12 protein-coding genes, 3 tRNA genes and 1 pseudogene are annotated in these 15,548 nt (G+C 73.1%); 10 read left to right on the forward strand and 6 right to left on the reverse strand.

Translation table 11 applies throughout. From position 1 onward, the window contains the following. The 5 genes and pseudogenes from ACFWUQ_RS22005 to ACFWUQ_RS22025 form a co-directional block, all read left to right on the forward strand. Positions 1-548, forward strand: a pseudogene (locus tag ACFWUQ_RS22005) (DNA polymerase III subunit gamma and tau); the annotation flags it as partial. A 60-nt stretch (positions 549-608) separates the two neighbouring features. Further along, positions 609-1,862, forward strand: a complete 1,254-nt coding sequence (purD, locus tag ACFWUQ_RS22010) for a phosphoribosylamine--glycine ligase (RefSeq protein WP_384540544.1) — start codon at positions 609-611, stop codon at positions 1,860-1,862. Positions 1,863-2,179: 317 nt separating this feature from the next. Then, the gene (locus tag ACFWUQ_RS22015; RefSeq protein ID WP_384540615.1) at positions 2,180-4,201 is read left to right on the forward strand and encodes a hypothetical protein; all 2,022 of its coding nucleotides are present in this window, start codon (positions 2,180-2,182) and stop codon (positions 4,199-4,201) included. A 338-nt stretch (positions 4,202-4,539) separates the two neighbouring features. Further along, a complete protein-coding gene (locus ACFWUQ_RS22020) occupies positions 4,540-6,036 on the forward strand; it encodes a N,N-dimethylformamidase beta subunit family domain-containing protein (protein WP_384540547.1) in 1,497 nt (498 codons plus the stop codon). A gap of 76 nt (positions 6,037-6,112) precedes the next feature. Next, positions 6,113-7,066 carry a phosphoribosylaminoimidazolesuccinocarboxamide synthase gene (locus ACFWUQ_RS22025; protein WP_384540550.1) on the forward strand — a complete coding sequence of 318 codons (954 nt, stop codon included), beginning with the start codon at positions 6,113-6,115 and terminating at the stop codon, positions 7,064-7,066. A gap of 48 nt (positions 7,067-7,114) precedes the next feature. Here ACFWUQ_RS22025 and ACFWUQ_RS22030 read toward each other — a convergent pair. The 6 genes from ACFWUQ_RS22030 to ACFWUQ_RS22055 form a co-directional block, all read right to left on the reverse strand. Next, positions 7,115-7,187 (reverse strand) — tRNA-Gly (locus tag ACFWUQ_RS22030). Positions 7,188-7,209: 22 nt separating this feature from the next. Next, complete coding sequence (locus ACFWUQ_RS22035) at positions 7,210-7,821, reverse strand: response regulator (RefSeq protein WP_384540553.1); 612 nt, start codon at positions 7,819-7,821, stop codon at positions 7,210-7,212. Beyond that, the gene (locus ACFWUQ_RS22040) at positions 7,818-9,050 is read right to left on the reverse strand and encodes a sensor histidine kinase (RefSeq protein WP_384540556.1); all 1,233 of its coding nucleotides are present in this window, start codon (positions 9,048-9,050) and stop codon (positions 7,818-7,820) included. The genes ACFWUQ_RS22035 and ACFWUQ_RS22040 overlap by 4 nt, the downstream gene beginning before the upstream one ends. A gap of 312 nt (positions 9,051-9,362) precedes the next feature. Beyond that, a tRNA-Gly gene (locus ACFWUQ_RS22045) sits at positions 9,363-9,435 on the reverse strand. A 67-nt stretch (positions 9,436-9,502) separates the two neighbouring features. Continuing rightward, positions 9,503-9,574 (reverse strand) — tRNA-Gly (locus ACFWUQ_RS22050). 88 nt (positions 9,575-9,662) lie between these two features. Further along, positions 9,663-9,980, reverse strand: a complete 318-nt coding sequence (locus tag ACFWUQ_RS22055) for an Lsr2 family protein (RefSeq protein ID WP_384540559.1) — start codon at positions 9,978-9,980, stop codon at positions 9,663-9,665. A 344-nt stretch (positions 9,981-10,324) separates the two neighbouring features. Here ACFWUQ_RS22055 and purS point away from each other — a divergent pair, with 344 nt between their 5' ends. The 5 genes from purS (at position 10,325) to ACFWUQ_RS22080 (ending at position 15,329) form a co-directional block, all read left to right on the forward strand. After that, positions 10,325-10,576, forward strand: coding sequence for a phosphoribosylformylglycinamidine synthase subunit PurS (gene purS, locus ACFWUQ_RS22060; RefSeq protein ID WP_384540562.1), 252 nt, complete (start codon positions 10,325-10,327; stop codon positions 10,574-10,576). A gap of 2 nt (positions 10,577-10,578) precedes the next feature. Beyond that, on the forward strand, positions 10,579-11,259 hold the full coding sequence (purQ, locus tag ACFWUQ_RS22065; RefSeq protein WP_384540565.1) for a phosphoribosylformylglycinamidine synthase subunit PurQ: 681 nt from the start codon (positions 10,579-10,581) through the stop codon (positions 11,257-11,259). Further along, positions 11,256-13,517, forward strand: coding sequence for a phosphoribosylformylglycinamidine synthase subunit PurL (gene purL, locus ACFWUQ_RS22070; protein WP_384540568.1), 2,262 nt, complete (start codon positions 11,256-11,258; stop codon positions 13,515-13,517). The genes purQ and purL overlap by 4 nt, the downstream gene beginning before the upstream one ends. A gap of 155 nt (positions 13,518-13,672) precedes the next feature. Continuing rightward, positions 13,673-14,464, forward strand: coding sequence for a sterol carrier family protein (locus ACFWUQ_RS22075; RefSeq protein ID WP_384540571.1), 792 nt, complete (start codon positions 13,673-13,675; stop codon positions 14,462-14,464). 52 nt (positions 14,465-14,516) lie between these two features. Then, the gene (locus ACFWUQ_RS22080) at positions 14,517-15,329 is read left to right on the forward strand and encodes an META domain-containing protein (protein WP_384540574.1); all 813 of its coding nucleotides are present in this window, start codon (positions 14,517-14,519) and stop codon (positions 15,327-15,329) included. The last annotated feature ends 219 nt before the right edge of the window (positions 15,330-15,548 follow it).

Here is a 15,548-nt window from a genome sequence, read left to right on the forward strand (position 1 = left end):
GCGCCGGACAGGTGCAGGCGATGTGGCCGGCGGTGCTGGAAGCGGTCAAGAACCGCCGCCGCTTCACCTGGATCCTGCTCAGCCAGAACGCGCAGGTCACCGGCTTCGACGGCGCCACCCTGCAGCTCGGCTTCCCCAACGTCGGCGCCCGCGACAACTTCGCCAGCAGCGGCAGCGAGGACGTCCTGAAGACGGTGCTGGCCGAGCAGTTCCAGGTCAACTGGAGGATCGAGGCCGTGATCGGCGGGGGCGGCGGCGCGCCGGCCCCGATGCAGAGCTCCTCGTACGCGGCCCCGCAAGCGCCCTCCCACAGTCCGCCGCCCGCGGCGCCCGCCCAGCAGTACCAGCCGCCGCAACAGCAGCAGCAGCCCCACCAGTCGCCTCCCGCCCCGCAGCCCCCCGCACGGCAGGCGCCCCCGCCGGTCGCTCCCGAGGACGACGTACCCGAGGAGGACGATCCCGACCTGGTCGAGAGCGCCCTGACGGGACACGACCTCATCGTGCGCGAGCTCGGCGCCACGGTTGTGGAGGAATACACGAATGAGTAGGCGCCGGTAGTTGGGTGGCCGCACGAAGGCCTTCCCGCTGCGCGGGCTAGTCTGAGCAGCGTGAAGGTCCTCGTCATCGGCGGCGGCGCCCGCGAACACGCCCTGTGCCGCTCTCTGTCCCTCGACCCCGACGTCTCCGCGCTGTACTGCGCTCCCGGCAATGCCGGTATCGCCGAGGTGGCGGAGCTCCGACCGGTCGACCCCCTCGACGGCGGGGCCGTCGCGGCCCTCGCCACCGGACTCGGCGCCGGCCTGGTGGTCGTCGGCCCGGAGGCCCCGCTGGTCGCCGGCGTCGCCGACGCCGTCCGTGCCGTCGGCATCCCCGTCTTCGGGCCGTCCGGCGAGGCCGCGCTGCTCGAAGGCTCCAAGGCCTTCGCCAAGGACGTGATGGCCGCGGCCGGGGTGCCGACCGCGCGCAGTTACGTCTGTGCCACCGCGGAAGAGGTCGACGCCGCCCTCGACGCCTTCGGCGCCCCCTACGTCGTCAAGGACGACGGCCTCGCCGCCGGCAAGGGCGTCGTGGTCACCGAGGACCGGGCCGCCGCCCGCGCCCACGCCCTCGGCTGCGACCGCGTCGTCATCGAGGAGTACCTCGACGGCCCCGAGGTGTCCCTCTTCGCCATCACCGACGGCGTCACCGTGCTCCCGCTCCAGCCCGCCCAGGACTTCAAGCGGGCCCTGGACGGGGACGAGGGCCCCAACACCGGCGGCATGGGCGCGTACTCCCCGCTCCCGTGGGCCGACCCGAAGCTGGTCGACGAGGTCATGGAACTGGTCCTCCAGCCGACCGTCGACGAGCTCCGCCACCGGGGCACCCCGTTCTCCGGGCTGCTCTACGCGGGCCTCGCCATCACCGGCCGCGGTACCCGGGTCATCGAGTTCAACGCCCGCTTCGGCGACCCCGAGACCCAGGTGGTCCTGGCCCGGCTGCGCACCCCGCTCGCGGGCGTGCTGCTGAACGCCGCCAACGGCACCCTGGACACGCTGCCGCCGCTGCGCTGGAGCGAGGACGCGGCCGTGACCGTGGTCATCGCCTCGCACAACTACCCCGAGACCCCGCGCACCGGGGACCCGATCGAGGGCCTGGCCGAGGTGGCCGCCGAGGACGGGCCCGACGCGTACGTCCTGCACGCGGGGACCCGGCGCGAGGGCGACGCCGTCGTCAGCGCGGGGGGCCGCGTGCTGTCGGTGACGGCGACCGGTTCCGACCTGGCGCAGGCCCGGGCGAAGGCGTATAAGGCCGTCGCACGCATCCGGCTCGACGGCTCCCAGCACCGTACGGACATCGCGGCGAAGGCGGCCGAGGGCCGCTGAACCGGGGTTCGGCAGGCCGCGGGCCCGGTGCGCAGGAGATGCGCCCGGGCCCGCGGGCGTGTCCGGGCGCGCGGGCGGGCGAGTGCATCCGGCCGAGTTCGAACGCACTCAGCTTTACCCAAAGCCATTCCATCGGGTGATCGTCACCCGGTCTGCCTGACGTCCGGGCGTGCCCCAACTAGGGTGCGGCGCAAGCATTCCGGCACTTGGCCCACCGGCATTGCGATGTCAGTGGCGGGTGTCACAGTGGGGGAGTGAGCAAAGCCGCCGCAGGGCAGAGGGGGTGAGGTCCGGCCGTGTCCGGAACCGGTTCGATCATGGAAGTGGGCGTGCCGTCCGCACGTTCCCGCGCCTTGGCCGTGCTGCGCGTGCGCAGCAGGGCCCTGGCCGTCGCGCTGCTGCCCGCCGCCCTCGCGGTGGTGCTGGTGGCCGCCCGGGCGACGGACCGGCTGGCCGGTGACCCCTGGCCCGCGGTGACGGTCGTGGTCTGCGCGGTCGCCGCGCTCGTGCTGCTCGTCGCCGGGGTCTTCGCCGCGGTGGTGCTGCGGGCGAGTCCCGCGGTGACGCCGACGGTGCCGCTGTCGGAGGCCGCCGCCCCCGATCTCTACCGCCTGGTGCGGGAGCTGGCCGACCGCATGGATGTGCCGGCGCCGTCCGCGATAGCGCTGACGCCGGACTGCGACAGCTGGCTGGAGGACCGCACGCACGCGGCCCACCGGCGGGGCGCGATACCCGCCGGCCCGGAGTCCGAGCCGGGAGCCGCTCCCGTCCTGGTGATCGGCTCGCCGTTCCTGTGGTGGATGCGGGTGGCGGAGCTGCGGGCGGTCCTCGCGCCGGTCGTCGCCGGTACGGGCCCCTCCGCCCATCCGGACATAGCCGACGCGCGTGGCTTCGTACGGGGCCTGGACGCCGCCGTGGACGTGGGCGGCCGGCGCGGCCTGGGCTGGATCGCGGGGACGGCGCGGCTGCTGCTGCGGCTGTGCCGCGTGGACGCCGCCGAGATGGAGCGCGGGGTGGCCGCGGCCGCCTCGGACCGTGCACAGGGTGTGGACTACGGGCTGCGCATCGTCGCCCAGGAGCAGGTCGGGCTCGCGTACGCGGGCTGGGACCGGCTGCTGACGCGGGTCGCGCTGCCCGCCTGGCGGATGGGCCGCTGGCCCGCCCGCCTCGATGCCGGGGTGGTGTCCGCCCTGACCGAGCTGTCCCGGCGGGACCGGCTGGCCGAGGGGTTCACCCCGCGGCTCGGCGAGCGCCCCGCGTGCGATCTGCTGGAGCGCCCCGGTGCGGTCGACGAGGCCGCCTCGCTGCTGGCCGCGCGGCTTTTCCACGGCGGTCCGGCCGAGACGGGTCAAGAGTGGTCGCCGGTGGACTGGGACGCGTACCCGGAGGAGGTCGTGGACCGCAAGTGGCGCACCGAGGCCGCCCGGCTCCAGGCGGCCCTGGACGCCCTCGCCGTACCTCCGGGCTCCCCCGGGCGGGCGGTCTCGACGACGGGGCCCGCCTCGCCCGACCGCCCGACGGCCCCCGCGACCGCGGCAGCCGTCGCGGCGGACCCGGAGCCCGCGGGCGCCCCGGCCGGCGTGCCGGGCACGAAGACTTCGGTCGCCTCGGCGACCACGGCAGGTGTGCCGGCCGCCCCGGCCCTGGTCGGATCGGCGGCCGTGACCGGCGCGACCGGTTCGCCGGCCGCCGGTGCCGAAGCGGGCGCCGGCGGATCCGCGAGCAGGGGTGCCCGGGTCGGGACGGGTGGGCCGGGAGCGGCCGCGCGCGCCGCGAGGACCGAGGGCCCGGAGGGTTCCGTCCACCCCGCGGGCCGTCCGGACGACGCCTCTGCCGCGCCCGCGGGAGGCGGAGCGGTGCGGCCGGGGTACGACGAGGCCGGGCCGGAGGGCTCGGACGGGTTCGCCGGGCCGACGCTGGAGCGGGTGCTGGGCTACCTCACCGACGCCTCCGGCACCGGTGCGGCGGGAGAGTCGCTGGCCGGACGGCTCAGCGGCGACCTCGCCCGGGAGGAGCGGACCGGCACCACCACCGCCGGGGCCGGGACGGCGCACGGCGCGGACGCCGTGCCCCTGTTCCCGCTCCAGCCGCCGCGCAGCGGGCGGGACCTGCTGGCCGACCACGTGACGGCGATGGTCTGCTGCGCGGCCGTGGACTCCGCCGGGGCAGCCCCCGGCCTGGACTGGCTCGACGGGCCGGTCCTCCTGGTCGGCGGCGAGCGCCGCTCGGACCTGGCGTCGCATGTGCTGTGCCTGGTCGAGGACGGAGACCCCGCCCCGCTGCGGGGCTGGCTCGCGGAGATCGGTGTACGCCCGGAGAAGCCGGTCCGGCTGCTCTGACGACCAGCCCCGCCCGGCTGGTCTGGCCCGGCTGCGCCGTAGGCGGACGAGGCCCCGGCTCGGTTGGTCTGCCCTACCCCGCCCGGCCGCGACCGCCCGGCCGGGCGGTCGGCCTGCCGCCCGCCGGGCCGCCATTCCCCGGGTTCGGGCCGCGCCCCGAAGGGGTGGACGCTCGTACAGGCAAGCGGACGGCAATGTTCCGGTCACGTCAATTCGCGACGAACGGTGACGGACTGCGTGCGTTATGTGATGTGCTGGGACCGGTAGCGGTCCGGTGACCGGGAAACGTACACCGGCGCGGAGTTGTCCGTTCGGGGGAGCGAGGGAGGGGAGCCGTCATGGGTGCGGATCAGATCCGGCGTTGGGAGTCAGGGGCGCTCGCGCACGCGGTGACGGACCCGTTCGGGCAGGGCCCCCTGCCCTGGTTCCGGGGCAGTGAGCTCTACTTCGACGACACCGGCCAGGTCGTCCCCTGGTACGTGGACCCGGCGGCGGCGGCGACGGGCTCCGACCGGATCCCCCGCGCCCGGACCGACGGGGGCAACGGCGGCCCCCGTACCGCCGACGACGTGCACCGCCAGATCAAGGGCTTCACCTCCACCGGCGCCGTCACCCCGGGCGAGGCCATCGACTTCCACATCACCGTCGACCCGCCCCAGCAGTTCTCCGTCGACGTCTACCGCATCGGCCACTACGGCGGTGACGGAGCCTCCAAGATCACCACCAGCCCCCGCCTCTCCGGCATCGTCCAGCCGCCCCCCCTCACCGCCGACCGCACCGTCTCCTGCCACCACTGGTGGATGTCCTGGCGCCTGCAGGTCCCCTCGTACTGGAGCGTCGGCGCGTACGTGGCCGTCCTCACCACCGCCGACGGCTACCGCTCCCACATCCCCTTCACGGTCCGCGACGACCACCCCGCCGACCTCCTGCTGCTGCTCCCCGACATCACCTGGCAGGCCTACAACCTCTACCCCGAGGACGGCCGCACCGGCGCGAGCCTCTACCACGCCTGGGACGAGCGGGGCCGGCTGCTGGGGGAGCAGGACGCGGCCATCACCGTCTCCTTCGACCGCCCCTACGCGGGCGCCGGCCTGCCCCTGCACGTCGGCCACGCCTACGACTTCATCCGCTGGGCCGAGCGCTACGGCTACGACCTCGCCTACGCCGATGCCCGCGACCTGCACGCGGGCCGCGTCGACCCCACCCGCTACCGGGGCCTGGTCTTCCCCGGCCACGACGAGTACTGGTCGGCCCCCATGCGGCGCACGGTCGAACGCGCCCGCGGCCACGGCACCTCCCTCGTCTTCCTCTCCGCCAACACCATGTACTGGCAGGTCGAACTCTCCCCGGCGCCGTCGGGGACCGACGACCGGCTCCTGACGTGCCGAAAACGCCGCGGCCCCGGCCGCCCCAGCCTGTGGAGGGAGGTGGACCGCCCCGAGCAGCAGCTGCTCGGCATCCAGTACGCGGGACGGGTCCCCGAGCCCGCCCCCCTCATCGTGCGCAACGCCACGCACTGGCTGTGGGACTCCTCCGGCGCCGGCGAGAACGACGAACTCCCCGGGCTCGTCGCGGGCGAGGCCGACCGGTACTTCCCGCGCACCCAGCTGCCCGAGCACCAGGACCGGATCCTGCTCGCGCACAGCCCGTACGCCGACAGCGAGGGCCACCGCCGCCATCAGGAGACCTCGCTGTACCGGGCCCCCAGCGGCGCCCTGGTCTTCGCGTCCGGCACCTTCGCCTGGTCCCCGGCCCTGGACCGCCCGGGCCACGTCGACGAGCGGGTCCAGCGGGCCACCGCCAACCTCCTCGACCGCATCTGCAAGCGCGACTGACACACCCCTGGCCACGAGCGGGTCCGCAGGTGCGCGAGAATCGGAGTGCGCTCAGTCGGAACCACAGGGAGAGACCGTGTCCGGATTCGTAGAAAAGCCCGAGCCGGTACAGGTGCCGGGCCTCGTCCACCTCCACACCGGCAAGGTGCGCGAGCTCTACCGGGACGAGGACGGCAATCTCGTCATGGTCGCCAGTGACCGCATCTCCGCCTACGACTGGGTGCTCCCCTCGGAGATCCCCGACAAGGGCCGGGTGCTCACGCAGCTGTCCCTGTGGTGGTTCGACCAGCTCGCGGACCTCGTCCCGAACCACGTCCTCTCCACCGAGCTGCCCGCCGGCGCCCCCGCCGACTGGGTCGGCCGCACGCTGGTCTGCCGCAACCTGGACATGGTCCCGGTGGAGTGCGTGGCCCGCGGCTACCTCACCGGATCCGGCCTCACCGAGTACGAGCTGACCCGTACCGTCTGCGGCCTGGCCCTCCCCGAAGGGCTCGTGGACGGCTCCGAGCTGCCCGCCCCGATCTTCACCCCGGCCGCCAAGGCCGCAGTCGGCGAGCACGACGAGAACGTCTCCTACGAGGAAGTGGCCCGTACCGTCGGCGCCGAGACGGCGGCGCTGCTGCGTCAGACCACCCTGGCCGTCTACGCGCGGGCCCGCGACATCGCCCGCGAGCGCGGACTGATCCTCGCGGACACCAAGTTCGAGTTCGGCTTCGACCCCGAGAGCGGAGTCCTGATCGCCGCCGACGAGGTGCTGACCCCGGACTCCTCCCGCTTCTGGCCGGCCGACCAGTGGGAGCCGGGCCGGGCGCAGCCGTCCTTCGACAAGCAGTTCGTCCGCGACTGGCTGACCTCGCCGGCCTCCGGCTGGGACCGCGGGGGCGAGCTCCCGCCGCCCGCGCTGCCGCGCGAGGTCGTCGAGCAGACCCGCGCCAAGTACGTCGAGGCGTACGAGCGGCTCACCGGCCAGACCTGGACGGCGGCGACGGGCATCGCCGACGCCCCCCGGACCGGCGCCGCGGAGGCCTGAGACACGAAGAAGGCCCCGGTCGTGACGACTGGGGCCTTCTTGCTACGGAGCGGACAACGCGACTCGAACGCGCGACATCCACCTTGGCAAGGTGGTGCTCTACCAACTGAGCTATGTCCGCATGCGCCGTAACGCGAGACCTACTATACCCAACCCCGCTGCCGTGCGAGACGTACCGCCGTGTGCCGGTTCTCGGCCCCCAGCTTCGTCGCCGCGGAGGACAGGTAGTTCCGTACGGTGCCCTGCGACAGCGAGGCCCGCTCCGCGATCTCCGCGACCGGGGCGCCGTCGGCCGCGAGCTCCAGCACCTCCGCCTCGCGGGCCGTCAGCGGCGAGTCCCCCGCGCTGATCGCGTCGGCCGCCAACTCCGGGTCCACATAGCGCCCTCCGGCGTGCACGGTCCGGATCAGCTCGGCGAGGCGCTGCGCGGAGACCGTCTTCGGTGCGAAGGCCCGCACCCCCGCCGCCAGGGCCCGCTTCAGGTGCCCCGGGCGGCCGTGACTGGTCACGATCATGGTCCGGCAGTCGGGGAGTTCGGCCCGCAGCGATGTGGCGACACTCACACCGTCGGCCCCCGGCATCTGCAGGTCCAGCACCGCGACGTCGGGCCGGTGCGCCCGCGCCATGGCCAGCGCCTCGGGCCCGGATGCGGCCTCGGCGACGACCAGCAGGTCGTCCTCCAGGGCGAGCAGCGCGGCCAGCGCGCCGCGGATCAGGTGCTCGTCGTCGGCGAGCAGTACGCGTACGGGGCTCATGCCCGCGCCTCCAGGTGTCGCAGTCGTGCGGCCGGTATCTCGGCGCGCAGCCGGAACCGGCCGCCGTCCACCGGTCCCGCCCACAGGGTTCCGTCCAGGGCCGCGAGCCGCTCGCGCAGCCCGGCCAGACCCGAGCCGAGGGGTCCCGCAGGCGCGGCGGGAGCCCGGTCGTTCTCCACCACCAGCGTCACGGAGCCGGCGTCCGGCGCGGTCAGGCGAATCACGCAGTGCTGCGCGTCCCCGTGGCGCAGCACATTGGTGGTGGCCTCGCGGACCACCCAGCCGAGCGCCGACTGGACCTCGGGCGGCAGCGGCCGGGCCGGCGCCTCGAAGTCGACCCGGCAGTCCATTCCGGCGGCGCTCAGCACCCCGCGGGCGCCCTCCAGCTCCACCGCGAGGTCCGCCTCGCGGTAGCCGCGCACGACGTCGCGGACCTCCCGCTGGGACTCCTGCGCGATCCGCTGGACCTCGATCATCTGCTCCACCGCCTCGGGCCGTTCGCGCCGCGCCAACTGGACGGCCAGCTCGCTCTTGAGCGCGATCACCGCGAGGTTGCGGCCCATCACGTCGTGCAGGTCGCGGCCGAAGCGCAGCCGCTCCTCGGCGACCGCCAGCTGCGCCTGCACTTCGCGGGCCCGGTCGAGCTCGTACACGGTCTTCAGCAGCCAGGAGGAGAAACCGCAGGTCAGAGTCAGGAAAGTGGAGGCCGTCAGGAGGGCGACGGTATAGCCGCCGGCCTCGAAGGCACTGCCGCCCGCCGCCAGGACCGCGACGACCCCGACGACCGTGGCGGTCGGCGGGACGAGCACCATGTGCCGGACCCGCTCCAGGGCGAGGGTCACCGCACCGCAGCTGAAGGCCACCGTGTTGACCACGACGCCGGGGCCGAAGCCGGGGTCCTCGACGATCCCGCTGGAGTGCAGGTGGAATACGAGCAGGCAGGTCACGGCAGTCAGCACGGGCAGCGCCACCATCAGCCGCACGGGCCGCCCCCGGCGTCCGGCCACCGAGTCCAGCGCCCGGGAGTACAGCACCCCGGTCACCGCGAGCACCGCCACCAGCAGCGGCACCAGGACCGCCGCCACCGTCGGCCCGATCCGCGCCGGGAGCAGTCCGAACAGCACCCCGAGGGCCTCGATGGCGACGAAGAGGTGGAAGGACCAGCGCGTGTACAGCTCGATCTTCCCCGCGCTGCTGCGGTTCCTCCACCAGCCGGTCAGTCTCGACACCGCCCCGCCCCCGTCCCTGTCGCCCAGCGATGCGGTTCCGGTGGAACCGCCGCTGGACAAGCAAACACCGTGATCATGATGCAGGCCGGCGCGGGGACCGCGCCCCCGGCCGCCGTTCCCCGTCCGCCGCGGGGAAGGGCACGTCCGAAAGCCAGCCTCGCCGCCTCCCGGTCGCCGCGGAAGTGCGTACTGTCATGGTTTTTGGTGACATGTGTCAGTGGTCCGGGGCAGTCCGGGGCTCCCGCGCCTGAAAGACACGGGGAAACACGAAGAAGGCCCCGGTCGTGATGACCGGGGCCTTCTTCACTGCGGAGCGGACGACGCGACTCGAACGCGCGACATCCACCTTGGCAAGGTGGTGCTCTACCAACTGAGCTACGTCCGCATGCATTGCACTGGGCAATGCGCTCATCACTCTACCCGATCCACCGGAGTGGTAGGGAAGTGATCAGAGCGGGTGACAGGGATCGCACACTGCGCCTTCCTCCTGGAAGGAGGATGTTCTACTACTGAACTACACCCGCACGACCTGCAGGGCTTCGGTTCGCGACCTCGCCCCTCGGCGTGATCCACACACTAGCGGACCCATGGGGGTGGATGGCAAATCGGCTCTCAGTGGGCCGCGTTGTAGGCCTCGTAGATCTTCTTGGGGATGCGGCCGCGCGGCGGCACCTCGAACTGGTGGGCCCGGGCCCAGGCCCGGACGACCGCGGGGTCGGGGGCGATGGACGTGTGCTTGAAGACCTTCCCGGAGCGTGACTGTCTGCGTCCGGCGGCCACGAAGGGGGCCAGTCCCTTCCGCAGTTTCTTTGCGTTGGCGACATTGAGGTCGATCTCGTACGACTTGCCGTCCAGAGCGAACACGACCGTTTCCGCCGCTTCCCCGCCGTCGATGTCGTCGGAGAGCGTGACTACTACGCGCTGCGCCACGGATATCGGTCCCTTCGTGCGCCACCGCCCCCTGCTGACGTGGGGTGATGTCGCCTGTGTGGATGTTTCGGAGCAATGCGTCTTTCTGCCCCCGTTGCGGAGCGGAAAAGGCTCCCGGCTTCGGGTGATTCCTTTGTACCCCGATTCCCAATGCATTGCGAAGCCCAGTTAATTGTCTGCGCGTGTCTCGCCGCAATGCCGGATGAGCGCTTTTCCGGCGGATTTTGCGAAGCGTTGGTGAAGCCGAAACGGGGCGGCGATCACGGTCGAAGCATATCTACCCGCGTAGAAATTTTCGCCGGGTACGCTGAGGGAACCGCCTTCGCACCAACCACCACACGGGAGTGCCAGTGGCACGCGTCGTAGTCGACGTCATGCTCAAGCCGGAGATCCTCGACCCCCAGGGCCAGGCGGTGCAGCGTGCACTGCCGCGCCTGGGCTTCGAGGGCATCGCCGACGTCCGCCAGGGAAAGCGTTTCGAACTGGAAGTGGAGGGCCCGGTCGACCAGGCCGCCCTCGACAGCATCCACAAGATGGCCGAGACCTTCCTCGCCAACACCGTCATCGAAGACTTCACCGTGAAGGTCGAGGCCTGACGGTGACCACTCGCATCGGAGTCGTCACGTTCCCCGGGACGCTCGACGACCGTGACTCACTGCGCGCCGTGCGCCTCGCGGGGGCCGAGCCGGTCTCGCTCTGGCACCGCGACAAGGACCTCCACCAGGTCGACGCGGTCGTCCTCGCGGGCGGCTTCTCCTACGGGGACTACCTGCGCGCCGGAGCCATCTCCCGGTTCTCCCCGGTGATGGAGACCGTCATCGAGCAGGCCAAGGGCGGCATGCCCGTCCTCGGCATCTGCAACGGCTTCCAGGTCCTCACCGAGGCCCACCTGCTGCCGGGGGCGATGCTCCGCAACAACCACCTGCACTTCATCTGCCGCGACCAGAAGCTGCGGGTGGAGAACGCGGAGAGCGCGTGGACCGGCGACTACACCGCCGGCCAGGAGATCTCCGTACCGCTCAAGAACATGGACGGCCGCTACACCGCCGACGAGCGCACGCTCGACGAACTGGAGGCCGAAGGCCGAGTGGCCTTCCGGTACGTGGACGTCAACCCCAACGGCTCGCTGCGCGACATCGCCGGCATCACCAACGCCGCGGGCAACGTCGTCGGGCTCATGCCCCACCCCGAGCACGCGGTCGAGCCGCTGGTCGGGACGGGCCGCACCGACGGCCTCCCGTTCTTCACGTCGGTCCTGAAGAAGCTGGTCAGCGCATGAGCCTCGACACCGTCAAGAACGCCACCGAGACCCCGGACGCCTCCCAGCCGTGGCGCGAACTCGGCCTCAAGGAGGACGAGTACGCGCGCATCCGGGAGATCCTGGGCCGCCGTCCCACCGGCGCCGAGCTCGCCATGTACTCCGTCATGTGGTCCGAGCACTGCTCGTACAAGAGCAGCAAGGTCCACCTGCGGCAGTTCGGCGAGAAGGTCCCCCCGAACGACGCCATGCTCGTCGGCATCGGTGAGAACGCCGGCGTCGTCGACGTCGGCCAGGGCTACGCGGTCACCTTCAAGGTCGAGTCGCACAACCACCCCTCGTACATCGAGCCCTACCAGGGCGCGGCCACCGGCATCGGCGGCATCGTGCGCGACATCCTCGCCATGGGCGCCCGCCCGGTCGCCGTCGTGGACCCGCTGCGCTTCGGTGCGGCCGACCACCCCGACACCCGGCGCGTGCTGCCCGGCGTCGTCGCGGGCATCGGCGGCTACGGCAACTGCCTGGGCCTGCCGAACATCGGCGGCGAGGTCGTCTTCGACGCCTGCTACCAGGGCAACCCGCTCGTGAACGCCGGCTGCATCGGTGTCATGAAGCACGAGGACATCCACCTCGCCAAGGCCTCGGGCCCCGGCAACAAGGTGATCCTCTACGGTGCCCGCACCGGCGGCGACGGCATCGGCGGCGTCTCGGTCCTCGCGTCCGAGACCTTCGACGCGGCGTCCGACGACGGCAAGCCCAAGAAGCGCCCCGCCGTCCAGGTCGGCGACCCCTTCCAGGAGAAGCTCCTCATCGAGTGCACCCTGGAGATCTTCAAGGAGAAGCTCGTCGCGGGCATCCAGGACCTCGGCGGCGCCGGGCTCTCCTGCGCCACGAGCGAGCTGGCCTCGGCCGGTTCCGGCGGCATGCGCGTCGAGCTGGACAGCGTTCCGCTGCGCGACGCGACGCTCTCGCCCGAGGAGATCCTCATGAGCGAGTCGCAGGAGCGCATGTGCGCGATCGTGGAGCCGCGGTACGTCGAGCGCTTCATGGAGATCTGCGAGAAGTGGGACGTCATCGCCACCGTCATCGGTGAGGTGACCGACGGCGAGCGTCTGGAGATCTTCTGGCACGGCGAGCAGATCGTCGACGTGCCCCCGGGCACCGTCGCCCACGAGGGCCCCGTCTACAACCGTCCGTACGCCCGCCCCTCCTGGCAGGACGCGCTGCAGGCCGACGACGCGGGCAAGCTGCCCCGCCCGCAGACCTCCGAGGAGCTGCGCGCGCAGGTCCTGGCCCTGGTCTCGTCGCCGAACCAGGCGTCCAAGTCCTGGATCACCGACCAGTACGACCGCTTCGTGCAGGGCAACACCGTGCTGTCGCAGCCCGAGGACGCGGGCATGGTCCGCATCGACGAGGAGTCCAACCTCGGCGTGGCCATGGCCACCGACGGCAACGGCCGCTTCGCCAAGCTCGACCCGTACGCGGGCGCGCAGCTGGCGCTGGCGGAGGCGTACCGCAACGTGGCCGCGACCGGCGCCAAGCCGCTGGCCATCTCCGACTGCCTGAACTTCGGTTCGCCCGAGGACCCGGACGTCATGTGGCAGTTCGCCGAGGCCACCCGCGGCCTCGCCGACGGCTGCTTCGAGCTGGGCACCCCGGTCACGGGCGGCAACGTCTCGCTCTACAACCAGACCGGCGACACCGCGATCCACCCGACCCCGGTCGTGGCGGTCCTCGGTGTGATCGACGACGTCAACCGCCGCACCCCGATGGCGTTCGCGGAGGCCGGCCAGCTGCTGTACCTGCTGGGCGACACGGCCGAGGAGTTCGGCGGGTCGGCCTGGTCGCAGGTCGTCCACGACCACCTCGGCGGCCTGCCGCCGAAGGTGGACCTGGGCCGCGAGAAGCTGCTCGGCGAGATCCTGATCTCCGCCTCGCGCGACGGCATGATCGATGCCGCGCACGACCTGTCCGACGGCGGCGTCATCCAGGCGCTCACCGAGTCCTGCCTGCGCGGCGGCAACGGTGCGCGGATCGTGGTGCCGGAGGGCCTGGACGCCTTCACCTTCCTGTTCTCCGAGTCCGCGGGCCGCGCCGTCGTGGCCGTCCCGCGCAGCGAGGAGCTCCGCTTCACCGACATGTGCGGTGCGCGGGGCCTGCCGGCCGCCCGCATCGGCGTGGTGGACGGCGACGAGATCGAGATCCAGGGCGAGTTCACCCTTCCGCTGGCCGAGCTCCGCGAGGCCCACGAAGCGACGATCCCGGCCCTGCTGGCCTGATCGTCCGCCCCGCTCCCTCCGTGACGAGCCCCCGACCGGTCCTCCGGTCGGGGGCTCGTCCGTGAGCGGCGCCGACACCCCGGCTCGCGCACGGCCCGAGCGGGCACGGGTCGACCACCCCCAGGGGCGCAACGGGGCCCGAGTAGGGTCGGGGCATGCCGCCCACCGGGAAGAAGCCGCGCACGTACGACCAGGCGAAGATCCGCGCCGCGGTCACCGCCCAGTTCGCCCATGTCGCGCACGCCGTAAGCGAGTTGACCCCGGAGCAGCTGGCGCGGCCGAGCGGCCTCGGGGAGTGGAGCGTGGCCGACCTCGCCGCGCACCTCGCGTGGGTCGCGGACTCGCTGGCCGGCGGCCTGGAACGGCCCCCCGCGGCGGCCGCCGAACTGATCCCCGCCCGCTGGCCCTTCGCCACCGCGGCCCTCGCCGGGAGGATCGCCGACGCCGCCCGGGAGACCCTGGTCGGCGCCCCGCTGCCCGAGCTCTACGACCGGGCCGGCGCCCGGCTCGCGGCGGCCCTCGCGGCGCATCCGGGCGGACGCGTGCTGGACCTGTGGATCGGCCCCATGACCCTGGCCGACTTCCTGGTCACCCGCACCGTGGAGCTCGTCGTCCACACCGACGACCTGAACCGGGCCACCGGCCTCGACATCCCCGTCGAGCGGCAGGCACTCGCCGCCTGCACCCGGCTGCTCGCCGACTCCCTCGCGCTCAAGGCCCCCGGCGGCTCGGTCGAGGTACGGGTGCCGCCCTTCGCGGTCGTCCAGTGCATCGAGGGCCCCCGCCACACCCGGGGCACCCCGCCCAACGTCGTGGAGACCGACCCGCTGACCTGGATCCGGCTCGCGACCGGCCGTACGACCTGGGCCGCGGCGCTCGACGCGGCCCGGGTGCGGGCCAGCGGCGAGCGGGCCGACCTGTCGGCGCTGCTCCCGCTGATGAGCTGAGCCGGCCGGGATCCGGGCGGAACCGCCCGGGCCGCCGCTCCGTCCCAGTGGCATGCGTACCTTCCGGAACGTCCGCGTCCGAGGCCACGTCCCCGTGGGCCTGGCCCTCCTGCTCACCCTCGCCGCCTGCGGCGCCCCGGCCGGCAGCGGGAGCGGCCCCGCCCCCGGCGCGTCGGGGTCCTGGACCGTCGAGTCCCTGACGACCGGGGGGAAGACCCTGCACGCGCCCGCCGCCGCCCGCGTCGACATCGCGGACAACGAGGCCAAGGGCAACTACGGCTGCAACTCCTTCACGGCGTCGGCTGTCCCCGACGGCACGTCCGCGCTGACCGTCACGCCCGGCGCGACCACCGCGATGGCCTGCGAGAACATGGACTTCGAGACCGCCTTCGCCAAGCTGTTCCAGGGCCGGTTGACCCTCGACCGGGGGCCCGACCGGCTGACTCTGAAGACCGCTGACGGGAGCACCGTGGCCCTGACCACCCGGCTCCCGGTGCCCGACGCCCCGCTCACCGCGACCGAGTGGACCGTCGACTCCCTGATCAGCGGCGAGAGCGTGTCCTCCGTGCCCGCCGACGCGGTGGGCCGGGCGCGGTTCACCCTCGCGGCCGACGCCACCGCCTCGGGGAACCTCGGCTGCAACCGGTTCAGCGGGAAGGCCGCCGTCGACGGCCCCTCGATCGGCTTCGGCCCGCTGACCTCGACCCGGATGGCCTGCGAGGGCGGGCCCGGCGAGGTGGAGCGGACGCTGACCCGGCTGTTCGCCGCCGGGCCGCTCGCCTGGAGGATCGAGGGCCGGACGCTGACCCTGACGGCGCCCGACGGCACCGGCCTGACCGCGCGGGCGGCCTCCGCGGCCGAGTGAGCGCCACCCCACCCGGGGACCCCGCCACCGCCTCCGGGACCCCCGCCGCCCGGGCCGCGCCGGCCCGGGTCCGGGGGGCGGAAAGGGAAAGCGGAATGGGCCCGCTCACCCGCCGTGCCGGGGGGGCGCGAAAACCCGTACGAACCCACAACCCCCGTTCAACCAGGGCATTCCGGAGGCCTCGGCGGTCACCCTCCGCAGGGGTTACCCGACTGTCCG

Source organism: Streptomyces sp. NPDC058662, from assembly GCF_042716255.1.
In the GTDB taxonomy this organism is placed as follows: Bacteria; Actinomycetota; Actinomycetes; order Streptomycetales; family Streptomycetaceae; genus Streptomyces.